The 24,653-nt window shown below is 69.7% G+C and carries 22 protein-coding genes; 4 read left to right on the forward strand and 18 right to left on the reverse strand.

Annotated features, from left to right (window positions below):
* Positions 1-599 precede the first annotated feature (599 nt).
* From tyrS to argC, 10 genes are all read right to left on the reverse strand, one after another.
* Positions 600-1,868 carry a tyrosine--tRNA ligase gene (tyrS, locus tag AB0K21_RS39115; protein ID WP_343966334.1) on the reverse strand — a complete coding sequence of 423 codons (1,269 nt, stop codon included), beginning with the start codon at positions 1,866-1,868 and terminating at the stop codon, positions 600-602.
* Positions 1,869-1,995: 127 nt separating this feature from the next.
* Entirely contained in the window at positions 1,996-2,646 is a 651-nt protein-coding gene (locus AB0K21_RS39120) for a DNA-3-methyladenine glycosylase (RefSeq protein WP_364157370.1), read from the reverse strand.
* Positions 2,646-4,064: an argininosuccinate lyase gene (gene argH / locus AB0K21_RS39125; RefSeq protein WP_343966340.1), complete on the reverse strand. Its 1,419-nt coding sequence runs from the start codon at positions 4,062-4,064 to the stop codon at positions 2,646-2,648. Before argH ends, AB0K21_RS39120 begins: the two co-directional genes overlap by 1 nt.
* Positions 4,065-4,105: 41 nt before the next feature.
* Positions 4,106-5,305: an argininosuccinate synthase gene (locus AB0K21_RS39130; RefSeq protein WP_343966342.1), complete on the reverse strand. Its 1,200-nt coding sequence runs from the start codon at positions 5,303-5,305 to the stop codon at positions 4,106-4,108.
* Between the two features lie 36 nt (positions 5,306-5,341).
* Positions 5,342-5,869 carry an arginine repressor gene (locus AB0K21_RS39135; RefSeq protein ID WP_343966430.1) on the reverse strand — a complete coding sequence of 176 codons (528 nt, stop codon included), beginning with the start codon at positions 5,867-5,869 and terminating at the stop codon, positions 5,342-5,344.
* Between the two features lie 8 nt (positions 5,870-5,877).
* A complete protein-coding gene (gene argF, locus AB0K21_RS39140) occupies positions 5,878-6,858 on the reverse strand; it encodes an ornithine carbamoyltransferase (RefSeq protein ID WP_343966344.1) in 981 nt (326 codons plus the stop codon).
* Positions 6,848-7,999 (reverse strand): acetylornithine transaminase, encoded by a 1,152-nt coding sequence (locus tag AB0K21_RS39145; protein ID WP_343966432.1) that lies wholly within the window; start codon positions 7,997-7,999, stop codon positions 6,848-6,850. The genes argF and AB0K21_RS39145 overlap by 11 nt, the downstream gene beginning before the upstream one ends.
* Before the next feature lie 56 nt (positions 8,000-8,055).
* A complete protein-coding gene (gene argB, locus AB0K21_RS39150; RefSeq protein ID WP_343966346.1) occupies positions 8,056-8,985 on the reverse strand; it encodes an acetylglutamate kinase in 930 nt (309 codons plus the stop codon).
* Complete coding sequence (argJ, locus tag AB0K21_RS39155; RefSeq protein ID WP_364157376.1) at positions 8,982-10,136, reverse strand: bifunctional glutamate N-acetyltransferase/amino-acid acetyltransferase ArgJ; 1,155 nt, start codon at positions 10,134-10,136, stop codon at positions 8,982-8,984. The genes argB and argJ overlap by 4 nt, the downstream gene beginning before the upstream one ends.
* A complete protein-coding gene (argC, locus tag AB0K21_RS39160) occupies positions 10,133-11,155 on the reverse strand; it encodes an N-acetyl-gamma-glutamyl-phosphate reductase (protein WP_343966352.1) in 1,023 nt (340 codons plus the stop codon). Before argC ends, argJ begins: the two co-directional genes overlap by 4 nt.
* Positions 11,156-11,425: 270 nt before the next feature.
* On the opposite strand from argC, the gene AB0K21_RS39165 reads away from it, so the two are divergent.
* The 4 genes from AB0K21_RS39165 to AB0K21_RS39180 all read left to right on the forward strand — a co-directional run bounded on the left by AB0K21_RS39165 (position 11,426) and on the right by AB0K21_RS39180 (position 16,811).
* The gene (locus AB0K21_RS39165; protein ID WP_343966354.1) at positions 11,426-13,087 is read left to right on the forward strand and encodes a class I adenylate-forming enzyme family protein; all 1,662 of its coding nucleotides are present in this window, start codon (positions 11,426-11,428) and stop codon (positions 13,085-13,087) included.
* 81 nt (positions 13,088-13,168) lie between these two features.
* Entirely contained in the window at positions 13,169-14,479 is a 1,311-nt protein-coding gene (locus AB0K21_RS39170; RefSeq protein WP_343966356.1) for an MFS transporter, read from the forward strand.
* 398 nt (positions 14,480-14,877) lie between these two features.
* Positions 14,878-16,236: an RNA-guided endonuclease IscB gene (iscB, locus tag AB0K21_RS39175; RefSeq protein WP_343966359.1), complete on the forward strand. Its 1,359-nt coding sequence runs from the start codon at positions 14,878-14,880 to the stop codon at positions 16,234-16,236.
* Positions 16,233-16,811: a Uma2 family endonuclease gene (locus AB0K21_RS39180; RefSeq protein ID WP_364157381.1), complete on the forward strand. Its 579-nt coding sequence runs from the start codon at positions 16,233-16,235 to the stop codon at positions 16,809-16,811. Before iscB ends, AB0K21_RS39180 begins: the two co-directional genes overlap by 4 nt.
* A gap of 50 nt (positions 16,812-16,861) precedes the next feature.
* Here AB0K21_RS39180 and AB0K21_RS39185 read toward each other — a convergent pair whose 3' ends face one another.
* The 8 genes from AB0K21_RS39185 to infC all read right to left on the reverse strand — a co-directional run bounded on the left by AB0K21_RS39185 (position 16,862) and on the right by infC (position 24,430).
* Positions 16,862-17,107, reverse strand: coding sequence for a hypothetical protein (locus AB0K21_RS39185; protein WP_343966363.1), 246 nt, complete (start codon positions 17,105-17,107; stop codon positions 16,862-16,864).
* A 129-nt stretch (positions 17,108-17,236) separates the two neighbouring features.
* Complete coding sequence (pheT, locus tag AB0K21_RS39190; protein WP_364157384.1) at positions 17,237-19,774, reverse strand: phenylalanine--tRNA ligase subunit beta; 2,538 nt, start codon at positions 19,772-19,774, stop codon at positions 17,237-17,239.
* Positions 19,774-20,823: a phenylalanine--tRNA ligase subunit alpha gene (gene pheS, locus AB0K21_RS39195; RefSeq protein WP_343966434.1), complete on the reverse strand. Its 1,050-nt coding sequence runs from the start codon at positions 20,821-20,823 to the stop codon at positions 19,774-19,776. Before pheS ends, pheT begins: the two co-directional genes overlap by 1 nt.
* Positions 20,824-20,944: 121 nt before the next feature.
* Complete coding sequence (locus AB0K21_RS39200) at positions 20,945-22,027, reverse strand: ATP-binding protein (RefSeq protein WP_343966367.1); 1,083 nt, start codon at positions 22,025-22,027, stop codon at positions 20,945-20,947.
* Positions 22,028-22,104: 77 nt separating this feature from the next.
* The gene (locus tag AB0K21_RS39205; RefSeq protein ID WP_343966369.1) at positions 22,105-22,920 is read right to left on the reverse strand and encodes an RNA methyltransferase; all 816 of its coding nucleotides are present in this window, start codon (positions 22,918-22,920) and stop codon (positions 22,105-22,107) included.
* A gap of 72 nt (positions 22,921-22,992) precedes the next feature.
* Positions 22,993-23,376, reverse strand: coding sequence for a 50S ribosomal protein L20 (gene rplT, locus AB0K21_RS39210; RefSeq protein ID WP_012892552.1), 384 nt, complete (start codon positions 23,374-23,376; stop codon positions 22,993-22,995).
* Between the two features lie 24 nt (positions 23,377-23,400).
* On the reverse strand, positions 23,401-23,595 hold the full coding sequence (gene rpmI, locus AB0K21_RS39215) for a 50S ribosomal protein L35 (protein ID WP_030920046.1): 195 nt from the start codon (positions 23,593-23,595) through the stop codon (positions 23,401-23,403).
* Positions 23,596-23,725: 130 nt separating this feature from the next.
* The gene (infC, locus tag AB0K21_RS39220; RefSeq protein WP_343966380.1) at positions 23,726-24,430 is read right to left on the reverse strand and encodes a translation initiation factor IF-3; all 705 of its coding nucleotides are present in this window, start codon (positions 24,428-24,430) and stop codon (positions 23,726-23,728) included.
* Positions 24,431-24,653: the final 223 nt, after the last annotated feature.

Consider the following 24,653-nt stretch of genomic DNA (forward strand, 5'->3'; position numbering starts at 1 on the left):
GCAAAGGAGGCAGGTTGGACAGGGTTGTGCTTCATGCACTGGCTTTTAACACACTGTTGAGTTCTCAAGAAACGGACGCGTACACCGTCGTCCCGATCAGCACTTGATCGGAGAGCCAGGGGCGCTCTGCTTCATACTTAAATCCTACAGCTTGTCAAGACTGTGTCAAATTGCTAGCTCTCAGCCATTTGTCACAAACCCTGCAGACTTACTAGGATTCTCTTTGCCCCGCTTCCGGAGCAGCTCCCTGAACATACCGTGTCATCCGGGCCACGGCGAATCAACCGGTTTTCCGGTGATCTACGCGGAGTCCGAACTCTCAAGTTCGTTCAGTGGAGTGTCCCTGGGGCCCGTCCGCCAGCTCAGGCGTCCGGCTCGCTCCCGGGGCATTAAAAGATTATGCCCCTCCCGGAACATCGTCAAATCAGCCATGCTTGGTAAAACCGCAGGTCAGAGGGGTTGCTTAGAGAACCGAGGGAGGTTCGCTACCGGAATGTTACGCGTCGGGGCAGCGAACGCCCCGGCCTAAGCCGGGGCGTCCATCCCTCGTAATCATCGCCTTTACCTGGCGGGAGAGCAGGTCGGCAGCGCGGGAGGGGTCAGGCCTCGACGATCTCGACGCCACCGACCGAACGCTTGCCCCGGCGCAGCACCAGGAAGCGTCCGTGGAGCAGATCATCGGCCGACGGCACGTACGCCTCATCGGTGACCTTGGTGTTGTTGAGGTAGGCGCCGCCCTCCTTGACGGTGCGACGCGCCTCGGACTTCGACTTGACCAGGCCGCTCTCGGCGAGCAGGTCGACGAAGGACGCTCCCAGCGTGGGAACCTCGGCACGCGGAACCTCGGCGAGAGCCTCTCCGAGCGTGCGCGCGGGCAGTTCCTCCAGGGAACCCTGACCGAACAGGGCCGCCGAGGCGGCGATCACCGCGGCGCACTCGTCGGCACCGTGCAGCAGCGTGGTGAACTCCTCCGCGAGCGCCCGCTGGGCCTCACGCGCGGCGGGCCGCGCGGCGGCGGCCTTCTCCAGTTCCTCGATCTCCTCACGGGACCTGAAGCTGTAGATCTTGAGGAACTTCACCACGTCCCTGTCATCCGAGTTCAGCCAGAACTGGTAGAAGGCGTACGGCGAGGTCATCTCAGGGTTGAGCCAGACCGCGCCGCCGGCGGTCTTGCCGAACTTGGTCCCGTCCGCCTTGGTGATCAACGGCACGGTGAGGGCGTGTACATGTCCGCCCGTCACCCGGCGGATGAGGTCGGTGCCCGCGGTGATGTTGCCCCACTGGTCGCTGCCGCCGATCTGGAGCGTGCAGCCGTAGCGCCGGTTCAGCTCCAGGTAGTCGTTGGCCTGCAGGATCTGGTAGCTGAACTCGGTGTAGCTGAGCCCTTCTCCCCCCAACCTGGCGGAGACCGACTCGCGGGCGAGCATCCGGTTGACCGGGAAGTGCTTGCCGACGTCACGCAGGAAGTCGATCGCCGACATGCCCTCGGTCCAGTCGAGGTTGCTGACGAGGATCCCGCCCGTCTCCTCCGAGAAGTCGAGGAACTTCTCCAGCTGGACCCGGATCCGCGCCACCCATTCGGCCACGACCTCGGACGAGTTCAGCGAACGCTCGGTGCTCCGACCGCTGGGGTCGCCGATCAGGCCGGTCGCGCCGCCCACCAGGCCGACGACCCGGTGACCCGCCCGCTGCAGGCGGGTGAGGGTCAGCAACGGGACCAGGTTGCCGACGTGCAGCGAGGGTGCGGTCGGGTCGAAGCCGCAATAGACCGTGATCGGACCCTCGGCCATCGCCCCGCGCAGGGCATCGATGTCGGTGGACTGCGCGATCAGGCCGCGCCAGGCGAGGTCATCCAGAATGTCGGTCACGATCCTTGCTTTCCAATGCTCGAAGGGACATTTAGCGCTCTCGTACACCCTGCCCGATCGCGGCACCGTCGCGCCACTCGAAAGCGCGAGTGGACCAGCGGGGAAGCCAGGAGGAGCGCAGGGTGGCCTACCGGCGGCGCGGCACGTGCGGGCGATGGGGCGAGACGGTGGGGTCGCCGTCGATCCAGAAACGCCAGGGCGTCTCCTTCCCCGACGAGACCCCGGTACGTGGCCCCGACCGGACGGACGCGGCCACGACGGGGTCACCCTCGGTCACGAAGAGCGACCCCGGGACGCAGACATCGAGTCCGTTGTGCTCCAGGGTGAAGCCGAGCGCCACGGCCAGACGTGCCGGCCCCCTGGCCAGATCGACTTCCCGGACGGCACGGGCGCTTCCCGCTCTCCGGCGGGCCATGGCGGTCCCGGCACCGGAGATCACCTCTCCGGCCCTGAGCAGTATCCCGGATCCTGTCCCCTCGGGAAGGCAGGTGAGATTGACGCAAAAATGCATGCCGTAGGTGAAATAGACGTACAGGTGGCCCGGTGGGCCGAACATCACCGCGTTGCGCGGCGTCCGGCCCCGATAGGTGTGCGACGCGGGATCCTCACCCGGCACGCCGTACGCCTCGACCTCGGTGAGACGCAGCGCGACCGGCCCGTGCACGAGCACTCGCCCCAGCAGATCCGGAGCGATCTCGTGGGCGGGCCGGTCGAAGAAGTCGCGCGCCAGCGGCGCGGGCGCGGCGAGCGAGTGCCCGTCGTGCTCTTCGACGGGCATCAGTTCCCGATCGCCCAGGCCGCCTGGGCGTCGACGACCTCGCGGAGCGCGACGAGCTGGTCGCGGACCCGGTCCGGCGCCGTACCGCCGTGCGCCTTGCGGGCGGCCAGCGCGCCCGGCACCGAGAGGACCTCGCGGGAGTCAGGCGTGAAGTGCGGCGAGACCTTGGCCAGTTCGTCGTCGGTGAGCTCGCCGAAATCCTTGTCGTTGACCTGGCACCAGACGACCAGGTGCCCGACCGCCTCGTGGGCCTCGCGGAAGGCGACGCCCCTGCGGACCAGCAGTTCGGCCAGGTCGGTGGCCAGCGCGAACCCGTCGGGGGCCGAGGCCTCCAGCTTGGCGGTGTTGACGCGCATGGTCGCGACGAGCCCGGCCATGGCGGGAAGGACGAGCAGCAGGCTGTCGACGGAGTCGAACACCGGCTCCTTGTCCTCCTGCAGGTCCCGGTTGTAGGTCAGCGGCAGGCCCTTGAGGGTGGTCAGCAGCGACATCAGGTTGCCGATGAGGCGGCCGCTCTTGCCCCGGGCGAGCTCGGCCACGTCGGGGTTCTTCTTCTGCGGCATGATCGACGAGCCGGTGGAGTAGGCGTCGTCCATCTCGATCCAGCGGAACTCCTGCGAGGCCCACAGGACGATCTCCTCGCCCAGCCGGGACAGATGCACGCCGATCATCGCCGCGTCGAACAGGAACTCGGCGGCGAAGTCACGGTCGGCGACCGCGTCCATCGAGTTGGGCGCTGCAGAGTCGAAGCCCAGTTCCCTGGCCACGGCCTGCGGGTCGAGCGGCAGGGAGGACCCGGCCAGCGCCCCGGAGCCGAGCGGGGAGACGGCCGCGCGCCGGTCCCAGTCGCGCAGCCGCTCGATGTCGCGAGCGAAGGCGTGTACGTGCGCCAGGAGCTGGTGGCCGAATGAGACCGGCTGGGCGTGCTGCAGGTGGGTCATGCCGGGGGCCGCCGTCTCGGCGTGCTCCTCGGCCTGACTCATCAGCGCGGTCTCCAGCTCCACCAGCCGGGACACGATGTGCCTGACGTGATCGCGGAGGTAGAGCCGCAGATCAGTGGCAACCTGGTCGTTGCGGCTGCGACCTGCTCTGAGCTTGCCGCCGAGCGTGCCGAGGCGTTCCAGCAGGCCGCGCTCCAGCGCGGTGTGGACGTCCTCGTCGGCGACGGTCGGTCGGAACTCACCCTCCTTGCAGGCTCGCTCCAGGTCGTCCAGGGCACCGAGCATGCGTGCCAGTTCGTCGTCGGTCAGCAGGTTCGCGCGGTGCAGCACCCGGGCGTGCGCGCGCGAGGCCAGCAGATCGTACGGCACCAGCCGCCAGTCGAAGTGCACGCTCACAGAGAGCCTGGTCAGCGCGTCGGCCGGACCTCCTTCGAACCGGCCGCCCCACAGCCGCATCGGCTTGCCACCATCAGTCACCGTTGTTCTCCCTCCCCATTCAATCCGCGACCTTAGCCCACTCAGCCCAGCCGGGCGTCCCGGGCCGAGGCAATCTTGGAGGGAAGGCTCCACAGCTCGACGAAGCCCTTGGCGAGAGACTGGTCGAAGGTGTCGCCGGTGTCGTAGGTGGCGAGGTTGAAATCGTACAACGACGCCTCCGAGCGCCGGCCGGTGACCGTGGCCCGGCCGCCGTGCAGGGTCATCCGGATCTCGCCGGTGACGTGCTCCTGGGCCTCGGCGATGAAGACGTCCAGGGCCTTCTTGAGGGGGGAGAACCAGAGACCGTCGTAGACGAGCTCGCCCCAGCGCTGGTCCACGGACCGCTTGAACCTGGCCAGGTCGCGCTCGACCGTGACGTTCTCCAGCTCCATGTGCGCGGTGATCAGGGCGATGGCGCCCGGCGCCTCGTAGACCTCGCGGGACTTGATGCCGACGAGCCGGTCCTCGACCATGTCGAGACGGCCGACCCCCTGGGCGCCCGCGCGCCGGTTCAGCTCGGCGATGATCTGGAACGGGGTCAGGTGCCGCCCGTCCAACGCCACCGGGACGCCCTTGACGAAGCTGATGATGACCTCGTCCGCCTCGCGCGGCTGGGCGGGGTCGGCGGTGTAGGAGTAGACGTCCTCGACGGGGCCGTTCCAGATGTCCTCAAGGAAGCCCGTCTCGACGGCCCGGCCCCAGATGTTCTGGTCGATCGAGTAGGGGTTCTTCTTGGTGGTCTCGATCGGCAGGCTCTTCTCCTCGGCGTAGGCGATCGCCTTGTCCCGGGTCCACGCGTAGTCGCGGGCCGGAGCGATGACCTTGAGCTCGGGGAAGAGCGCGGCCAGGCCGGCCTCGAACCGGACCTGGTCGTTGCCCTTGCCGGTGCAGCCATGCGAGACGTGGGTGCCGCCGAACTCCTTGGCCGCGGCGGCCAGGTGCTTGACGATCAGTGGCCGCGACAGGGCGGAGACCAGCGGGTAGCGGTCCATGTAGAGGGCGTTGGCCTGCAGGGCGGGCACGCAGAAGTCGGTGGCGAACTCCTCGCGGGCGTCCACGACGACGGACTCCACGGCGCCGCAGTCGATGGCCCGCTTGCGGATGATCTCCATGTCCTCGCCGCCCTGGCCGACGTCGACGGCGACCGCGATCACCTCGGCGCCGGTCTTCTCGGCGAGGAAGGGGATGGCCACGGAGGTGTCGAGGCCGCCGGAGAAGGCGAGCACGACCCGGTCAGTCATAATTGATCACTCCAAGTAATTCATTCGTCACAGGTCTCAGATGGTGCCAGGGTCGCCCGCCTGAGCGGGCTGAACACGTCGGTCCGCGTGCCTGAGCAACCCCTCGGCGACCGCTGCCCCGCCCACCGGGTCACGGCTGATGACGAGAATCGTGTCGTCTCCGGCGACCGTGCCGAGGATGGACTCCCAGTCGGCGTGGTCGATGGCGGAGGCGAGGAACTGTGCGGCGCCCGGTGGCGTGCGGACGATGACCAGGTTGGCGGAGGCCTCGGCCGAGACGAGGAGTTCCTCTGCGAGCCTGCTGAGCCGGGCGGCCGGGGATTCGCCGGTGCCGAGCCTGGCCAGCCTTATCCGGCCGCCGCCCTCACCGGGCAGAGCGTAGACCAGGGAGCCGTCCTCGGCGCGCAGCTTGAGCGCACCGAGCTCGTCCAGGTCCCGGGAGAGGGTGGCCTGGGTGACCTCGACCCCGCTCTCCAGCAGGAGCTTGGCCAGCTCCGGCTGGGATCTGACGGGCTGCCGCTGCAGCAGGTCGGCGATCCTGGCCTGACGGGCGACCTTGGTCATCGGGATCGTCACGCGACCACCCCGCCCCCCGGCGCGTCCGGACCGCTCACCGAGATCAGCCAGTGCAACAGGGCCTTCTGGGCGTGCAGCCGGTTCTCGGCCTGGTCCCACACCAGGCTCCGCGGGCCGTCGAGGACCTCGGCGGAGATCTCCAGCTCGCGGTAGGCGGGCAGGCAGTGCAGGACGATGGCGCCGGGCGCCGCCCGGTCCACCAGCGTGGCGTTGACCTGGTAGGGCATGAGGTCGGCGACCCGTTGCTCCTTGCCGTCCTGGCCCATGGAGACCCAGGTGTCGGTGGCGAGGACATCCGCGCCCGCGGCTGCCTCGGCCGGGTCGGCGAGCACGGTGACCGACCCGCCGGTCTCCTCAGCGACCTTGACGGCCCGCCGGAGGATCTTCGGGTCCGGCAGGTACCCGGCGGGGGCGGCGACCCGCACATGCATGCCGGCGACGGCGCCGCCGAGCAGGTAGGAGTGGGCCATGTTGTTGGCGCCGTCCCCGAAGTAGGCCAGGGTGAGTCCGGCGGTCCTGCCGAAGTGCTCCTTGACGGTCTGCAGGTCCGCGAGGATCTGGCAGGGGTGGAACTCGTCGGTGAGGGCGTTGACCACCGGCACCGAGGAGGTCGAGGCCATGGCCTCGATCCGGTCCTGGCCCGAGGTGCGCCACACGATGGCGCTCACCTGACGCCCCAGGACCCGGGCGGTGTCCTCGATCGACTCGCCCCGGCCCATCTGGGAGGAGCCTGCGTCGACGACCAGGGGAAGGCCGCCCAGCTCGCCGATGCCGACGGCGAAGGAGACCCGGGTGCGGGTGGACGGCTTGTCGAAGAGGACGGCGACGGTCTGCGGGCCCTCGAAGGGACGGTAGCCGTAACGGTCCTTCTTCATGGCCTCGGCCAGATCGAGCACCTGGGCCTGCTCGGCGGGCGAGAGGTCGTCGTCCTTCAGGAAGTGCCTGACGGGCGCCTGCGCGGAGAGGTTACTGGGCATCGGCGGCCTCGTCGAGGATGGCTGGGAGCGCGGCCACGAAGGTGGCGACCTGAGCGGAAGTGATCACCAGTGGGGGTGCGAGCCGCACCGCGTGGGGCTGGAGGGCGTTGACCAGGAAACCGGCTCGCCGCGCGGCGGTCTGGAAGTGGGCGGAGCGGTCGCCGGTCAGCAGGATGGCCAGCCACAGGCCCCTGCCCCGGACACCGGCGAGCAACGGGTGGTCGACCGCGGCGATGCCGTCGGCGAGTTCGGCTCCGACGGTACGCACGTGCTCCAGCAGACCGTCGGTGTCGATCGTGTCGAGCACGGCGAGCGCCGCGGCGGTCGAGACGGGGTTGCCGCCGAAGGTGGACCCGTGGTCGCCCTGGGCGAAAACCGTGGCCGCCGCGCCGAAGCCGACGCAGGCGCCGATCGGCATGCCTCCGCCAAGGCCCTTGGCCAAGGTGAGCACGTCGGGCAGGATGCCTTCGTGCTGGTGGGCGAACCAGTGCCCGGTGCGGCCGATCGCCGACTGGATCTCGTCCGCGACCAGCAGCGCGCCTGCGGCGTCGCAGATCTCCCTGGCCGCCGTGAAGTAGCCCTCGGGCGGGGGCACGACCCCCGCCTCCCCCTGGGTGGGTTCGAGGAAGACCGCGGCGCACTCGCCGGTCACCGCGCTCTTGAGCGCGTCGGCGTCACCGTACGGCACGAAGCGCACGTCGATCGGGAACGGCCCGAACTGGTCACGGATGGAGGGTTTGCCGGTCAGGGCGAGCGCGCCGAGGGTCCGGCCGTGGAAGGCGTTCTCGGCGGCCACGAAGTAGGTGCGGCCGTTCGACTTGCCGTACTTGATGGCGAGCTTCAGCGCGGCCTCGTTGGCCTCGGTGCCGGAGTTGGTGAAGAACACCTTGGCGGGGGCGCCGAGCAGGCCGAGCAGGCGCTCGGCGAGCCGCACCTCGGGCTCGTGCAGGAAGAGGTTGCTGGTGTGGGCGAGGGTGGCGACCTGCCTGGAGACGGCCTCCACCAGCGCCGGGTGGGCGTGGCCGAGCGAGCTGACCGCGATGCCGCCGATCAGGTCGAGATACTCGCGGTCGTCGACGTCCCAGACCCTCGTGCCCTCGCCTCGGGCCAGCGCCACCGGGGGCACCCCGTAGTTGGCCATGAAGGCGGCCTCGAAGCGCGTGGTGAGCGCCTCCGTGGCGGGACTTTCCTGCGGGCTCACGTGTCGTTCCCCTTCAGCTGGGCGGTGGCCGTCGCCGCGGGGGCGTCCGGCAGCACCATGGTTCCGATGCCCCTGTCCGTGAAGATCTCCAGCAGTACCGAGTGGGGCACCCTGCCGTCGAGTACGTGGGCCTGCGGCACGCCCCCCTGGACGGCGGTCAGGCACGCCTCCATCTTGGGGATCATGCCGCTGGACAGTGTCGGCAGGAGCTTCTCAAGCTCGGTGGCGGAGAGCTCGTCGATGACCTCGTTGTCGACGGCGCCGGGGTTCCAGTCACGGTACAGGCCCTCGACATCGGTCAGGACGATCAGCTTGGACGCCTGGAGCGCCACGGCGAGCGCGGCGGCGGCGGTGTCGGCGTTGACGTTGTAGACGGTGCCGTCCTCACTGCGCGCGACCGATGAGATCACCGGGATCCGCCCGTCCCCCAGCAGCGCCCGCACGGCTCCGGCCTCGACGTTGACGATGTCGCCGACCTGGCCGATGTCGACGCTGGCGCCGTCGACGACGGCGTGCTTGCGCACGGCGGTGAACAGGTGGGCGTCCTCACCGGACATGCCGATGGCGAACGGCCCGTGCCTGTTGATCAGGCCGACCACGTCGCGGTTGACCTGGCCGACGAGGACCATCCTGACGACCCGCATGGCCTCGGGGGTGGTGACCCTGAGCCCGGCGGTGAAGGTGGACTCGATGCCGAGCAGGTCGAGGTGGGCGTTGATCTGCGGGCCTCCTCCGTGCACGATCACCGGCCTGAGCCCGGCGTAGCGCAGGAAGACGACATCGGCGGCGAACTTCTCGCGCAGGTGCTCCTCGGTCATCGCGTTGCCGCCGTACTTGATGACGACGGTCGCACCGTGGAAGCTGGCGAGCCAGGGCAGCGCCTCGATCAGCGTGGTGGCCTTCGCCAGGGCCTCGGTCCGCCTCATGAGGAGTACGCCGAGTTCTCGTGGACGTACTCGGCGGTGAGGTCGGTGGTGTGGATCGTCGCCGAGTGCGGGCCCGCCGACAGGTCGATGGTGATCGTCACATCGCGCGGGGTGAGGTCGACCTTGGAGCGGTCGTCGCCCGCGGCGCCGCCCCGGCAGATCCAGATGCCGTTGATGGCCACGTTGAGCCGGTCGGCCTCGAAGACGGCGTCGGTGGTGCCGACGGCCGACAGCACCCGGCCCCAGTTGGGGTCCTCTCCGTGGATGGCGCACTTGAGGAGATTCGACCGGGAGACGGTACGGCCGACGGTGACCGCGTCCTCCTCGGAGACGGCGCCGACGACCTCGATGGCGATCGCCTTGGAGGCGCCCTCGGCGTCCAGCAGCAGCTGGCGGGCGAGGTCGGCGCAGACCGCGAGGAGGACCTGCTCGAACTCGGCGAGGTCGGGAGTGATACCGGAGGCGCCGCTGGCCAGCAGCAGCACCGTGTCGTTGGTGGACATGCAACCGTCGGCGTCGAGCCGGTCGAAGGTGACCCGGGTCACCTTGCGGAGCACCTCGTCGAGCCGCTCGGCGGGCAGGTCGGCGTCGGTGGTGATCACCGAGAGCATGGTGGCGAGGCCCGGGGCGAGCATGCCCGCGCCCTTGGCCATGCCGCCGACCATGTAGCCGCCGGCGCCCTTCCTGAAGGAGATCTTCGAGACGGTGTCGGTGGTGCGGATGGCGTCGGCGGCGGCCAGCCCGCCGTCCCTGGCGAGCTGGGAGACCGCGAGATCGACCCCCGCCAGCAGCGGTTCCATCGGCAGGCGCTCACCGATCAGGCCGGTGGAGCAGACCGCGATCTCGCCGGCCGAGTCTCCCAGCGCCTCGGCGACCTTCTCCGCGGTGGCATGGGTGTCCTGGAAACCCAGCGGCCCGGTGCAGGCGTTGGCACCGCCGGAGTTGAGGACCACCGCGTGGACCCGCCCCCCGGACAGCACCTGCGCGGACCACAGGACGGGCGCGGCCTTCACCCGGTTGGCCGTGAAGACTCCCGCCGCGGCGCGAGAGGGGCCGTCGTTGACGATCAGTGCCAGGTCGCGGGCGGCACCGGACTTGATTCCGGCGGCGACACCCGCCGCCCGGAAGCCGAGGGGGGCGGTCACGCTCATGGGGCGACTCCATTGAGAGGAAGGCCTAGCTCTTCCGGCAGGCCGAGGGCGAGGTTGGCGCTCTGGATGGCTCCGCCCGCCGTTCCCTTGGTCAGGTTGTCGATGGCGACGACGGCGACGACGCGACCCGCACGCTCGTCCAGGACGACCTGGAGGGCGGCGGTGTTGGCTCCGAGGGTCATCGAGGTCGCGGGCCACTGGCCCTCGGGGAGCAGCCGCAGGAACGGCTCGTCCTTGGTGGCGACCTCGTATGCCTCGCGCAGGACCGCCGGGGTGAGGCCCGCTCTGGCGGGCGCGCTGCAGGTGGCGAGGATGCCGCGGCTCATCGGTGCCAGCACGGGGGTGAAGGAGACGGTGACCGGCTCGCCCGCCAGCGGGGAGAGGTTCTGCTCCATCTCCGGGGTGTGCCGGTGGACGCCGCCGACGCCGTACGCGCTGGCCGAACCCATCACCTCGCTGCCCAGGAGGTTCGGCTTGGGGGCACGGCCCGCTCCGCTGGTGCCGCTGGCGGCTACCACCACCACGTCGGGATCGACGAGGCCGGCGGCGAAGGCGGGGAACATCGCCAGGGTGACCGCCGTCGGGTAGCACCCGGGCACGGCGATCCTGGAGGCCGCGCGCAGTTCCTCGCGCCGGCCCGGCAGCTCGGGCAGCCCGTACGGCCAGGTGCCGGCGTGGGTTCCGCCGTAGAAGTGCTCCCAGGCGGCCGGGTCGGTGAGCCGGAAGTCGGCGCCGCAGTCGACGACGAGGGTGCCGTCACCGAGCTGCTCTGCGACGGCGGCCGACTGGCCGTGCGGCAGGGCGAGGAAGACGAGGTCGTGGCCGCCGAGGGTCTCGGGGGTGGTCTCCAGCAGGATCCGGCCGGCCAGCGGGGTCAGGTGTGGCTGGTGGGCGCCGAGCGCCGTGCCGGCGCTTGAGGCCGCGGTCAGCGCGCCGATCTCGATGCCGGGGTGGGACAGCAGCAGGCGCAGGAGCTCACCTCCGGCGTAGCCGCTGGCACCCGCGATCGCCGCTCTCATCGGCCCCCCGTTCTCTGCATGTTCATACACACTCGCTCATGGTCTTGCTAGAGAGATTATGCATCTCCAGGGATTGTCATGCAAGCCGGTTACGCGGAGGTTACCGGCCCGCAGGGCGCCTCAGCGCAGCGAAAAAGTCGCAAAAATCATGCTTTTTAGCTCGCCATTTCAGGGACGAGGCAATCAGTCGCGTTTCGGCATTGTTACGCATACCTACCGGTCAGTATCGTGGCGATCTCCGGCCCTTCCACCCTTCGGGAGTGCGAACGTATGACTGTCACCCATGACCAGGTCCAGGCCCAGCTCACCGGCCCCGGACAGCTTTTCGAGATGGACGAGGTCCCCGGCCACGGCGGGACCGTCAAAACCTGGAAGCACGCCCCCCGTGACTTCCGGGCGCTCCTCGAGACGAGCCGGTTTCACGGCGACAAGATCTTCCTGACGTACGAGGACGAGCACATCACCTACGAGGAGCACTTCAGGCGGGCGGCCACGCTCGCGCGGCGCCTGGCGGACGAGTACGGCGTGGTCAAGGGCGACCGGGTCGCCATCGCCATGCGCAACTACCCCGAGTGGGTGATCGCCTTCTCGGCCACGCTGGCCATCGGGGCGATAGCGGTTCCGCTCAACGCCTGGTGGACCCCGCAGGAACTGGAGTACGGCCTGTCGGACTCCGGCGCCACGGTGCTGATCGCCGACGGCGAGCGGGCGGCCAGGCTCACCGGCCTGTCTCCGGCCCTGATCGTGACCCGCGGCGAGGTGCCCGAGGGCGCCCGCGCGTTCGAGGACGTGATGGGCGAGGTGGAGGCGGACGTGACGCTGCCGCCGGTCGACCTCTCCCCCGAGGATCCGGCGACGATCTTCTACACCTCCGGCACCACGGGCCGCCCCAAGGGCGCGCTCGGCAGCCATCGCAACGTCGGGCAGTCGCCCATGACCGTCGCCTACGGCATGTACCGCGGCGCGGCCAGGGCGGGCAGGGACCCGGGCGAGACGGCGGGGCAGCGCCGAGTCACCTTGCTCACCGTTCCGCTCTTCCACGTCACCGGCTGCTTCGCGGTGATGACCACCACCATGTTCAGCGGAAGCGGCCTGGTGCTGATGTACAAGTGGGACGCGGGCCGCGCGCTGGAGCTGATCGAGCGCGAGAAGATCACGGGGCTCACCGGCGTGCCCACCAACGTGTGGCAGCTCCTGTCCCACCCCGACCTGGACAAGCACGACATCTCCAGCCTCAACGCCCTCGGGTACGGCGGTGCCCCCGCCCCGCCGAAACTGCTGGAGCGCATCACCGAGCAGCTGCCCAGCCGCGCCCCCTCCAACGGGTACGGCATGACCGAGACCACCGCGCTCGCCATCAACAACGCCGGCATCGACTACCTGGCCAAACCCGACAGCATCGGCCTGCCGATGGCGGTGGTCGAGGTGAAGATCGCCGATCCGCTCGGCGACGAGCTACCGGTCGGCGCGGTCGGCGAACTCTGCCTGCGCGGACCGAACGTGATCCTGGGCTACTGGAACCGTCCCGAGGCCACCGCCGAGACCTTCGTCGGCGGCTGGCTGCACACCGGCGACCTGGCCAGGGTGGACTCCGAGGGGTTCGTGTTCATCGTGGACCGGGCCAAGGACATGGTCATCCGCGGCGGTGAGAACGTCTACTGCGCCGAGGTCGAGGCCGCCCTGTTCGAGCACCCGGCGGTCGACGACGCCGCGGTGATCGGCATCCCCCATGACGAGCTGGGCGAGGAGGTCGGCGCGGTGGTGCGGCTGTCGTCCCCGGCGACCGCCGAGGAACTGCAGGCCTTCCTGCGCGAGCGGATCGCCCCCTTCAAGGTCCCGGTCAGGTTCTGGGTGCGCGACACGGAACTTCCCCGCAACCCCGGTGGCAAGATCCTCAAAACCCACCTGCGCAGGGAGGTACTGGGCTCCTGACGCCCGCCGCGTTCGCCCCGGCGGTGGCCTGCCGGAAAATGAGTTGCCCCCCGCCCAGGTCACCGCCGAAACTACCTGTTCGTGCCAGAAAAAGCGGACCGGTCCATCAGAACCCTGCTCCGTCACCTGACGATGGACCTCAGCCCGCTCCGCGACTCCCGTGACTTCCGGCTGCTCTTCGGCTCCGGCGTCGTCACGATGTTCGGCACCTTCCTGACCCTGGTCGCGGTCCCGCTGCAGATGAAGGAGCTGACCGGCTCCTACCTGGCGGTCGGCCTGGTCAGCGTGGCCGAGTTCGTCCCGATGGTGGTGTGCGGGCTCTGGGGCGGGGCGATCGCCGACGCGCTGGACCGGCGCAAGATCATCCTTTACACCGAGGTCGGGCTCTGCCTCACGGTTCTGATCCTGACCGTCAACGCGCTGTCGCCCAAGCCGCAGGTCTGGGTGCTGTACGTGGTCGGCGCGCTCTCGGCCGGGCTGGGCAGCCTGCAACGGCCCAGCCTGGAGTCGCTGCTGCCCCGCGTGGTCAGGCACGACCAGCTGACCGCGGCCGCCGCGCTCAGCGCTTTCCGGTGGAACCTGGGCGCCATCGTCGCCCCGGGCCTCAGCGGCCTGATCGCGGCCTGGTTCGGCGTCGCCGTCGCGTACGGCGTCAACGTGGTGACCTTCCTGGTCTCCCTGGTCCTGCTGCAGATGGTGCGGGCCCAGCCGCGGCGGGAGAACGCCCCCGCGGCCTCGATCAGGTCACTGGTCGACGGGGTCCGCTACGCCGTGGGCCGCCCCGACCTGATGGGCACCTACCTGGTCGACGTCGCCGCGATGATCTTCGCCTTCTCCACCGCGCTGTACCCGTTCCTGGCCGACGAGCTGGGCGTCCCCGAGGCTCTGGGGCTCTTCTTCTCCGCCTCGGCCGTCGGCTCGCTGCTCGCCTCGGTCACCTCCGGCTGGACCAGGCACGTGCACCGCCACGGCCTCGGCGTGATCGTCGCGGCGGCCGTGTGGGGCGTGGCGGTGGCGGTGGCGGCGCTGATGCCCAACATTTGGGGCATCTTCGCCTTCCTGGCCGTGGCCGGGGCCGCCGACATGATCAGCGGCGTCTTCCGCTCGACCATCTGGAACCAGACCATCCCCGACGAGTTCCGCGGCCGCCTGGCGGGCATCGAGCTGCTCTCCTACACCAGCGGCCCGATGCTGGGCAACGCCAGGGCCGGACTGATGGCCCAGCTCGGCGGGACCCGCTTCTCCCTGGGCGCGGGCGGCCTGCTGTGCGTCGGCGCGGTGGCCGCGATGGCCGCGCTGCTGCCGAGGTTCCGCGACTACGACGCCCGCACCGACGAGCACGCGCGCAGGGAACGCGCCCGCCGCGAGGAGGCCACTCCCGTCCAGGGGTAAGCTACCCGCAACCACCCTCACAGAGAGGAATCATGTTGCTACTGTGAGGTCGTCAACGACCCCCTCCTGAGGGAGAGGGCTTGAGGCGCGGCGATGCGCTTCACAAGCCCCGCGTTGACCAGCCCTAGCCGTCACGAACTGGAAGTGCGATCCAGATGGCTACGTTGAACACAAGAGCGCAGACCGACCTTGGGGTGCTTCCTCAGCTCCAAGCTCTCGAATCCGTGGGAGCAGACACGCCCGGGGGTGGGCACGAAACGGCTCACGGACACCGCCGCCAGGTGGTACCTGGTGTTCACCATGGGCGAGGGGAGACCGGTCCGGCCGCACCGCCGCACCGGCGTCACCCCGAGGGCGCCTCGGCGCCGGAGGGAGCGAACCGTGAGGTTCACCCGGCCGTGTTCGTCCTCGACCGCCACGGCCGCCCGCTCGACCCGTGTCACCCTGCTCGCGCCCGTCGCCTGCTGTCGGCCGGGCGGGCGGTGGTTCACCGCCACACCCCGTTCGTCATCCGCCTCAAAGACCGCGACGCGGCGACCTCGGCCATCGAAGGCGTACAGGTCGGCATCGACCCCGGCAGCAAGCACACCGGCCTGGCGGTGTTCACCGACCACGGCGGAAACCGGAGCGGGAGGTATACGATCCGGCTCGACCACCGAGGCGCGGCGATCCGCGACAGGCTCAGCGCGCGGGCCGCGCTGCGCCGTGCTCGCCGGTCACGCAATCTGCGTCACCGCGCCCCCCGCTTCCTCAACCGCACCAGACCCCAGGGGTGGCTTGCGCCGTCGCTGCGCCACCGCGTCGACACCACCGTGTCGTGGGTGGCGCGGCTCACCCGGTGGGCACCGATGCGGGCCGTGTACGTCGAGCGGGTGGCGTTCGACACCCACGCCCTCAGCGCGGGCAAGCCGCTGCAAGGTGTGGAATACCAGCAGGGCACCCTCGCCGGGTACGAGGCCCGCGAATACCTGCTCACCAAATGGGGGCGGGCGTGCGCGTACTGCGGCGCCAGTGGCGTGCCGCTCAACCTCGACCACCTCCACCCCCGCAGCCGGGGCGGCTCCGACCGGATCGGCAACCTCACCCTGGCCTGCATCCGGTGCAACCAGGCCAAGAACGCCACCCCGGTAGAGATGTTCCTCAAGGGCAGGCCCGCCCTCCTGGCGAAGATCCTCAAGCAGGCGCAGGCGCCGCTGCGCGACGCGGCAGCGGTCAACGCCATCCGGTGGGCGCTGTGGCGGGCTCTGGAGGCGACCGGTCTGTCCGTTCACACCGCCTCCGGTGGCCGAACGAAATGGAACCGTTCCCGTACCGGTGCCGCCAAATCGCACACGTTGGACGCGCTGCACGTCGGCCACCTGGAGAACGTCACCACCTGGCCGTCCACGGTCCTGGTGGTCAAGGCGACCGGTCGCGGCACCTACGCCCGCACCCGCACCGACCGCTACGGCTTTCCCCGGCTGCGGTTCCCCCGGACCAAGCAGGTCAAGGGGTTCGCCACCGGCGACCTGGTCCGCGCGACCGTCCCGACCGGTCAGAAGGCCGGAGTCCACCTCGGCCGCGTCGCGGTCCGCAGCACCGGCAGTTTCAACATCGCCACCCGGCACGGCACCGTACAGGGAATCGGCCACCGCCACATCCACTTGCTCCAGCGAGCCGACGGCTACGGCTACACCACCCACCCGGAAACGCGGCACCGTACCACGTTTCCTCCCCAGCCCGAAGGCGAGGGTCTCCACACTGGAGGTATCCGATGACGGAGTCCTCTCTGCCCGACTGGGCGTTCCCCCCGCCGGAGGGGTTCGTCGCGGAGGATCTCGATCGCATTCCACAGTTGCCCGCACACACAGAGTTAATCGATGGAAGTCTGGTCTTCGTGAGCTCTCAGGCTTCTTTTCACACGCGAGCGGCGGACCTCCTGGTTCCTGCCCTCCGTCGCGCCGCACCCGCCGATCTTCGAGCACGCCGGGAGATGAGCGTCGTGCTGGGCAAGCAGCAGCGGCCCGAGCCCGATGTGAGCGTCATTCGCGCCTCCGCCGAGCACAGCCCGGAACAGACCTACTATCGGGCAGAGGACGTCGTACTGGCCGTGGAGGTCATCTCGCCGGACTCCGAGCGGCGCGACCGCGACCGCAAACCGACGCTGTACGCCGAGGCGGGCATCGCGCACTTCTGGCTGGTCGAGAACCAGTCGGGAAGGCCAGCGGTCTACGTCTACGAACTCGACCCAGTCGCCCGGTCCTACGTCCTCACCGGCATCCACCACGACCGGCTCAAGATCTCGGCCCCCTTCGACATCGACATCGACCTGACCGAGATCGACAAACTCTGAGTCCTCTGGTCGGAGCCCACGCCCCTCGTGGCGCGGCACCCGGCCGACCGTCACCCGGTCTCGCGCCAGCCGTCGCAATCCTCGAGCAGGACGTCCAGGCGGGCCAGGCCCTCCGGCGTGAGGGTATCGGCGGGGTCCTCGACCACCACGAGCCACTGGGCGTCCTCGGCGTCGTCCTCACCTGCGAGGGTCTCCCTGACCACGGCAGGCACGCCGATCATCGGAAACTCCTCAGCCACGATCTCGGCGACCTCCTCGGCGGCGTCGCGCTCGGCGAACACCAGCAGATGCCTCATCATCCCTCCCGAGGGAAGATCCGCCCGTGGCCGGGCCATGGGGCGGAATGAAGGTTCCGGACCGGCGGGAATCCCAGTCCGGAGCGATGAAAGGGGCTCGGGATGTGTCCCGAGCCCCTCAGCCGCCGGTCAGGCGCCGCGCAGCCTCGCCCCGGTGCGCTCGGTGGCCAGGGCCACGGCCGCGTCACGGGCCGCGGTGGTCTCCTCCACCGTGAGCGTCCTGTCGGCCGCCCGGAAGCGCAGGGAGTAGGCGAGAGACTTTTTGCCCTCCCCCACCTGGGCACCGGCGTAGACGTCGAACAGCCGGATCGACTCCAGCAGCTCGCCCGCGCCCTCGCGCAGCGCCGCCTCCACCGGGGCCACCGGGGTCGCCGCGTCGACGATGAGTGCGACGTCCTGGCTCGCGACCGGGTAACCGGAGATCGCCGGTGCCTGCGGCCGACCGACCGGCGACTGCTCCAGCCGGGTCAGCTCCAGTTCCATCGCGCAGGTACGCGGAGGCAGACCGTACGCCTCGACCACGCGCGGGTGCAGCTCACCGGCGTGACCGACGAGCACGTCACCGGCGTACAGCGCGGCGCAGCGACCCGGGTGCCAGGGCTCGTGCCGGTCGGCGCGGACATCGAGGGTGACGCCGGCCTCGGCGGCCACCACCCGGGCCGCCTCGACCGCGTCCGCCCAGTCGGCTTCCCTGCCCTTGCCCCACCAGCCGGACGGCTCGAACTCCCCGGCCAGCACGACCCCGACCCGCAGCGGCTGAGCCGGCAGCGCGGACTCGATCGAGGCCAGCTCCTCCGGGCTCGGCCTGCGGTCGACGCCCAGCACGGGGGCGACGGCGGGCGCGTCCGGCGAGGGCCGGTAGACCAGACCCGCCTCGAACAGCGCCACATCGCCGAACCCCCGGCCCACGTTGCGGACCAGCGTCTTGAGCAGGCCCGGCAGCAGGGTGGTCCGCATCAGCGGCTCGTCCTCGCTGAGCGGATTGGCCAGCCGTACGGCCAGGCGGCGCGCGTCGTCGGCGGGCAGCTGCAGGTTGTCGAAGTCGCGCTCCCCGCTGAACGGGTAGGAGAGGGTCTCGACGTAGCCGGCGGCGGCCAGTGATCGGCCGACCCTGCGGCGCAGGCGCTGGCTCTCGGTGAGACCGGCACCCGCGGGGGCGGCGGGAAGGATCGAGGGCAGGTTCTCGTAGCCCTCCAGCCGGATGACCTCCTCGGCGAGGTCGTTCGGGTCGGTCAGGTCGGGCCGCCACGACGGTGGGGTGACCACCAGCATGTCGTCGCCGACGACCGTGAGCTTCGCGGCGATCCCGTCGGCGGCGGTGCCGCCGGTGCCGCCGGTCTCGTCGGCGGCGCCCTCGACCGCGCAGCCCACCTGCTCCAGGCGGTGGATCACCGTCTCCCGGTCGTAGACGGTGCCCGCGACCCTGCCGGGGTAGCCGCTCGGGATGGTGACACGGAGCGGCTCGACCTCCACCTCGGCGTGGGTGACGCCCGGCTGGATCGTGCCGCCGCCCAGCTCGGCCAGAAGCCGGGCCGCGCGCCAGGAGGCGTACAGCGGCAGCTCCCGGTCGACGCCCCGCTCGAAGCGCTTGGATGCCTCGCTGACCAGGTTGTGCCGGCGCGACATGCGCGCGATGCCGCTGGCGGAGAAGTGGGCGGCCTCGATCACGATGTCGGTGGAGGCGTCGGAGATCTCGGTGTGCAGGCCGCCCATGGTGCCTGCCATCGAGATCACGCCCGACCCGTCGGTGATCAGGATGTCGTCCGGATGGAGCTTGCGGACCACGTGGTCGAGCGTCTCCAGCGTCTCGCCGGGCTCGGCCCTGCGCACCACGATCTCACCGGTCAGCCTGGCGGCGTCGAAGGCGTGCAGCGGCTGACCGAGCTCCAGCATGACGTAGTTGGTGACGTCGACGGCCAGCGAGACCGGGCGCATACCGGCGCGGCTGAGCCGCGCGCGCATCCACAGCGGGCTGCTCGCCGACGGGTCGAACCCGCGGATCTCACGGAGCACGAAGCGGTCGCAGGCCGACGGGTCGGCGATCGAGGCCGGGTAGGCGGGACCGGACGTGACGGGCGGGGAGACGTCCGCCGGGTCGATGAACGCCGAGTCGAAGGCGGCGGCGGCCTCGCGGGCCACGCCCCGGATGGAGAGCGCGTAGCCGATGTCCGGGGTGATCTCAAGCTCGATCACGTCGTCGCGCAGGCCGAGCAGCTCGACCACGTCGGCGCCGATCGGGGTGTCTCCGGGCAGCACGAGGATGCCGGGTGAGGACTCGGCCACCCCGAGCTCCGCCTCCGAACAGATCATGCCGTCCGACAGGCGTCCGTAGGTCTTGCGGGAGGCGATCTCGAACCCGCCGGGCAGCACGGCGCCGGGCAACGCGACCGGAACACGGTCGCCGGCCTCGAAGTTGGTCGCACCGCAGACGATCTCGCGAGGCGCGGCCTCCCCCACCTCGACCTGGCAGTGGCGGATGGGCTTCTTGAAACCCTCCAGGGTCTCGATGGAGAGCACCTCGCCCACCACGACGTTCTTGATGTCGTGGCCGTAGGAGATGACGGACTCGAGCTTGAGCCCGGCCGCGGTGAGCTTCTCGGCGATCTCGTGCGCCGTGACGGCGGGGAGATCGACGTACTCCCGCAGCCATGAAAGCGAGACCTTCATCAGACCTCCATTCCGAAGGGGAGTGTGAAGCGGACGTCTCCCTCGACCATGTCGCGCATGTCCTCGGCGTTGTGGCGGAACATCAGGGTGCGTTCGACGCCCATGCCGAAGGCGAAGCCGCTGTAGCGGGCGGGGTCGACGCCGCAGGCGATGAGCACCCGCGGGTTGACCATGCCGCAGCCGCCCCACTCGATCCAGCCCTCCGATTTGCAGGTGCGGCAGGACGGGTTTCCCGGCACCGCGGAGGCCCCGCGGCAGACGAAGCACTTCAGGTCCATCTCGGCTGAGGGCTCGGTGAACGGGAAGTAGTTGGGCCGGAACCGGGTGGTGATGCCCTCACCGAACATGACCTCGGCGAACCGGTCGAGGGTGCCCTTGAGATGGGCCATGGTCAGGCCCTCGTCGATCGCCAGCCCCTCGACCTGGTGGAAGACCGGGGTGTGGGTGGCGTCAAGCTCGTCGGTGCGGAACACCTTGCCCGGCGAGATCACGTAGATCGGAAGCTCCCTGCTGAGCAGCGCCCGGATCTGGACGGGAGAGGTCTGGGTGCGCAGCACCTTGCCCGATTCGACGGACTCCACGAAGAAGGTGTCGTGCTCCGAGCGCGCCGGGTGGTCGGCGGAGATGTTCAACGCGTCGAAGTTGAACCACTCCCCCTCCAGCTCGGGGCCCTCCGCCACCTCGTAGCCCATCGCGACGAAGGCGTCGGCTATGCGCTCCTGGAGGGTGGTCAGCGGATGCCTGGCGCCTCGGGAGGCGCGGCCGGAGGGCAGCGTGACGTCGACGGTCTCCTCGACGAGGACTCGCTCGTCGCGCTCGGCCTCCAGCTGTGCCTGCCGTTCGGCGAGAGCCTCGGCGACGGCTTTGCGGGCACCGCCGATACGCTTGCCCGCCTCGGCGCGGGCCGCCGGGGGCAGGGCGCCGATCTCGCGGTTGGCCAGGGCGATCGGCGAGCGATCACCGGCGTGCGCGAGACGCACCTGCTTGAGTTCTTCGAGGTCGCGCGCCGCCTTGACGGCGTCGATCGCGTCGGCCTGCATGCGCGCCATCTCGTCGGCGTGCAGCGGGGTCACCTCGACCGGGTCGTAGTTTGACAAGAGAGAGCTCCGAATCCAGGGCTTGAGCGGCCACGAGTCTAGTCGGGTAAGCCCACCGGGCTGGCATTCGCGCTCAGGCGAAGTCAGGGGTGCCGGTGGGCACCATAAATCGAAACTCGGCGCCGCCCTCGGGTCCGCGCTGCACGGAGATGGTGCCACCGTGAGCCTCGATCAGCCCCTTGACGATGAACAGGCCTAGTCCGGTGCCGCCGCGGCGGCGGGCGTTGCCCCGCCAGAACTGCCGGAAGACGCGCGTGACCAGCTCGGGCGGGATGCCCTCTCCCTGGTCACGGACGGACACGGTCACTCCCCATTCGCTCGGTTCGACGACTATTGTCACCGTACCGCGCCCGTGCCGCACCGCGTTTTCCACCAGGTTGGCAAGCACTTGATCGATCTTGTCCTGGTCGAGCCAGGTCTCGGGCAGCTCACCGCGTACCTGGAGCAGGAAGCGGTCGTCCGGCTCACCCGCCGCCACCCGCCCCGCGATGACCTTGGAGATCCTGGCCGGGATGTCGACCACCTGGCGATGGATCTCCAGCCGCCCCGACTCGATACGCGAGACGTCGAGCAGCTCGGTGATCAGCCTGGTCACCCGGTCGGCGTCGGCGTTGACCGTCTCCAGCATGACCAGCTTCTGGTCGTCGGTGAAACGGGTCCACTTGGCCAGCAGGGTCGCGGTGAACCCCTTGACGCTGGTCAGCGGGGAGCGCAGCTCGTGGGCGACCGTGGAGACCAGGTCGGCGCGGCTGCGCTCCAGGCGGGCACGGGCTCCGGTGTCACGCAGCGTGATGACCACCCGGACCACCTCGCCGCCCCTCCTGGGCTCTCGCACCAGCCGGGCGGCCACCAGCATCTCCTGGCCGCCGAGGGTGCGCAGCGGCAGCTCGGGCTGGCGGGTGCGGGTGCGCAAACCGCCGTAGGTGTCGAGCCACTTCCACCAGTCGCGCCCGTCGTGGTCGTGGAAGGAGAACACATCGCGCAGGTGCCGCCCTGCTGCCTGCTCGCGGGTGACCCCGGTCAACCGGGCCGCGGCCCGGTTGACGGTCAGCACGTGGCCGTCTCCGTCGGTCACCACGAGACCGTCGGGAAGCTCGTCGACGTCGATCACAGAAGCGGGATCGGTGCTCCGCTCGCCGGTGTGTTCGCCGTGCACGACCCCGCCTCCTCGACGCTACATGGCCGACAATAGCGGGTTTCCCGCGCCGTACGGCAGCCTCGGGGCGGGGGGCGTCACCTGGCGCCGGGACCGGTGCGCTGAGACCGGGCAGATGCGTACAGACAGACCGCGGCGGCGGTCGCGAGGTTCAGGCTCTCGGCCCGCCCGTAGATCGGAACCCGGACGACGTCGTCGGCCAGTTCCAGGATCTCCTCGGGAAGCCCCCAGGCCTCGTTGCCGAAGATCCAGGCCGTCGGGCCGGACAGGTCCATGTCGTCCAGGGTCTGCTTGCCCGCGCCGTCCGCGGCGAGCACCCGTAGCCCGGAACCCTTCAGATGCTCCACCACCCGGGTCACATGGACACCCGTGGTGACCGGGAGATGGAACAGGCTGCCCGCGCTGGCCCGCACGCACTTGCCGTTGTAGGGATCGACCGAGGCGTCGGTGAAGACCACCGAGTCGGCACCCGCTGCGTCGGCGGTGCGCAGCACCGTACCCGCGTTGCCCGGGTCGCGGACGTGGGCGAGCACGGCCACCAGCCTGGCGTCGGAGGTGACGGAGTCGTTCAGGGGAACGTGCACGAAACGGCACACGGCCAGCAGTCCCTGGGGGGTGACCGTCTGGGCCAGCTCGGCCATGACCTCGCCGCTGGCCCGGAAGAGCGGCACCCCCGCGGCGGTGGCGGCGGTGACGACGTCGGCATGGCGCAGCTCGGCCTCGGCGGTGGCGAACAGCTCCACCACGACGCCGTCCAGCGCCAGCGCCTCACGGACCGCCTGTGGCCCCTCTGCCAGGAAGGAGCGGTCGCGGTCCCTGAAGGCCCGCTTGGTCAGCCTCCGCGCGGCCTTGACCCGCGGTGACTTGATGTTGGTCAGCTCAGACCCGGCCATGCCCGTCCCCCAAGAATGCGAATGCGGCCCGCAGCGTCACCGCTGCGGACCGCATGTTCGTCAGTGTCTCGCTCAGCCGGCGACCGGCGCGTTCACGTCGGCCGGGAGCGCCTTCTTGGCGGCCTCGACCAGCGTCGCGAACGTGGCGGCGTCGTTGACCGCGAGATCAGCGAGGATCTTGCGGTCGACCTCGATGGAGGCGAGCCGCAGGCCCTGGATGAGCCTGTTGTAGGTGATGCCGTTCTGGCGGGCAGCGGCGTTGATGCGCTGGATCCAGAGACGGCGGAAGGTGCCCTTGCGGTCCTTGCGGTCGCGGTAGGCGTACGTCATCGAGTGGAGCATCTGCTCCTTGGCCTTGCGGTACAGCCTGGAACGCTGACCCCGATAGCCCTTCGCCCGCTCGAGAACGACCTTGCGCTTCTTCTTGGCGTTGATCGCCCGCTTCACGCGTGCCATGTGTATCTATCTCCCCGGGGGCGGTTACTTAGCGAGCAGCTTCTTGATCTTCTTGGAGTCGGCGTCGGAGAGCACGACCTCGGGCTTGAGACGACGCGTCAAGGTGGACGGCTTGTGCTCGTTGTAGTGCGCACGGTTGGCGCGGCGGCGCACAAGCTTGCCGGAACCCGTGAGCCTGAACCGCTTCTTCGCACCGCTGTGCGTCTTCATCTTCGGCATCTCAGCCGTCTCTCCCTCGATCGTGCCGATGTCCCGGGCCGGTAACCCAAGTCAAGGGCATGCCTGACTACGAGACCGGACCCGGTCTCGACGTGATATCGCGACTACCTGACGATCCAGGCTATGCGAGTTACTCCTGCGGAGCCGCCACCGCTCCGTTGACGGACACCTCGTCGTTGACGTGCGTCTCGTCGGCGGCCGGTGACCTGTCCCCCGAGGGGTTCTCGTCATGCCGCGCCTTGGCCGCCGCCTTCTCGGCCTTGGCCTCGGCCTTCTTCTTGTGCGGGCCGATCACCATGATCATGTTTCGGCCGTCCTGCTTGGGCTGGGACTCGACGAAGCCGAGCTCCGTCACGTCCTCCGCCAGCCGCTGCAGGAGCCGGAAGCCCAGCTCGGGCCGGGACTGCTCCCGACCACGGAACATGATGGTGACCTTGACCTTGTCGCCGGCCTTGAGGAACCGCACCACGTGACCCTTCTTGGTCTCGTAGTCGTGCGGGTCGATCTTCGGCCGGAGCTTGATCTCCTTGATGATGGTGTACGCCTGGTTACGACGCGCCTCGCGTGCCTTCATCGCGGACTCGTACTTGAACTTGCCGTAGTCCATGAGCTTGCACACTGGCGGGCGAGCCGTTGCCGCTACCTCGACCAGGTCGAGGTCGGCTTCTTGAGCCAGCTTCAAAGCATCGCCGATGGAGACGATGCCCACCTGTTCGCCGTTCGGGCCCACGAGGCGGACCTCGGGCACGCGAATGCGGTCATTGATGCGGGGCTCGGCGCTGATGGGGCCTCCTAGGTTGCGATCCGCGGCCTTCCTTACGAAAGGCCGCAACATGCTCGATCGTGCCGGGAAGTCGCAGAACACGCACCCTGTGAAGGCGCGTCGAACGCAAGATGCCCCGCACGTCACGCATGCGGGGCCACATGAACTCGAAGGCTTTATGCCGTTAAGCTCGCCGGAAACCTACCCGGTGTGATCCTGACCTGTCAGCCTTGCGGCCGACGAGGTGGGAGGATGACCTCCGCTTGCGCGTCCAGCAGGAACGCCGGACCGATCG

Source organism: Streptosporangium sp. NPDC049248 (genome assembly GCF_040678965.1).
Taxonomy (GTDB): domain Bacteria; phylum Actinomycetota; class Actinomycetes; order Streptosporangiales; family Streptosporangiaceae; genus Streptosporangium; species Streptosporangium fukuiense.

Bases quoted from the DNA above. Each gene is read 5' to 3' on its own strand.
- AB0K21_RS39120 (WP_364157370.1), bottom strand. From the start codon at position 2,646: ATGCCCGTCGAAGAGCACGACGGGCACTCGCTCGCCGCGCCCGCGCCG.
- AB0K21_RS39130 (WP_343966342.1), bottom strand. From the start codon at position 5,305: ATGACTGACCGGGTCGTGCTCGCCTTCTCCGGCGGCCTCGACACCTCC.
- AB0K21_RS39135 (WP_343966430.1), bottom strand. From the start codon at position 5,869: ATGACCAAGGTCGCCCGTCAGGCCAGGATCGCCGACCTGCTGCAGCGG.
- argF (WP_343966344.1), bottom strand. From the start codon at position 6,858: ATGCCCAGTAACCTCTCCGCGCAGGCGCCCGTCAGGCACTTCCTGAAG.
- AB0K21_RS39145 (WP_343966432.1), bottom strand. From the start codon at position 7,999: ATGGCCAACTACGGGGTGCCCCCGGTGGCGCTGGCCCGAGGCGAGGGC.
- argB (WP_343966346.1), bottom strand. From the start codon at position 8,985: ATGAGGCGGACCGAGGCCCTGGCGAAGGCCACCACGCTGATCGAGGCG.
- argJ (WP_364157376.1), bottom strand. From the start codon at position 10,136: ATGAGCGTGACCGCCCCCCTCGGCTTCCGGGCGGCGGGTGTCGCCGCC.
- argC (WP_343966352.1), bottom strand. From the start codon at position 11,155: ATGAGAGCGGCGATCGCGGGTGCCAGCGGCTACGCCGGAGGTGAGCTC.
- AB0K21_RS39165 (WP_343966354.1), top strand. From the start codon at position 11,426: ATGACTGTCACCCATGACCAGGTCCAGGCCCAGCTCACCGGCCCCGGA.
- AB0K21_RS39180 (WP_364157381.1), top strand. From the start codon at position 16,233: ATGACGGAGTCCTCTCTGCCCGACTGGGCGTTCCCCCCGCCGGAGGGG.
- AB0K21_RS39185 (WP_343966363.1), bottom strand. From the start codon at position 17,107: ATGAGGCATCTGCTGGTGTTCGCCGAGCGCGACGCCGCCGAGGAGGTC.
- pheT (WP_364157384.1), bottom strand. From the start codon at position 19,774: ATGAAGGTCTCGCTTTCATGGCTGCGGGAGTACGTCGATCTCCCCGCC.
- pheS (WP_343966434.1), bottom strand. From the start codon at position 20,823: ATGGCGCGCATGCAGGCCGACGCGATCGACGCCGTCAAGGCGGCGCGC.
- AB0K21_RS39205 (WP_343966369.1), bottom strand. From the start codon at position 22,920: ATGGCCGGGTCTGAGCTGACCAACATCAAGTCACCGCGGGTCAAGGCC.
- rplT (WP_012892552.1), bottom strand. From the start codon at position 23,376: ATGGCACGCGTGAAGCGGGCGATCAACGCCAAGAAGAAGCGCAAGGTC.
- rpmI (WP_030920046.1), bottom strand. From the start codon at position 23,595: ATGCCGAAGATGAAGACGCACAGCGGTGCGAAGAAGCGGTTCAGGCTC.
- infC (WP_343966380.1), bottom strand. From the start codon at position 24,430: ATGTTGCGGCCTTTCGTAAGGAAGGCCGCGGATCGCAACCTAGGAGGC.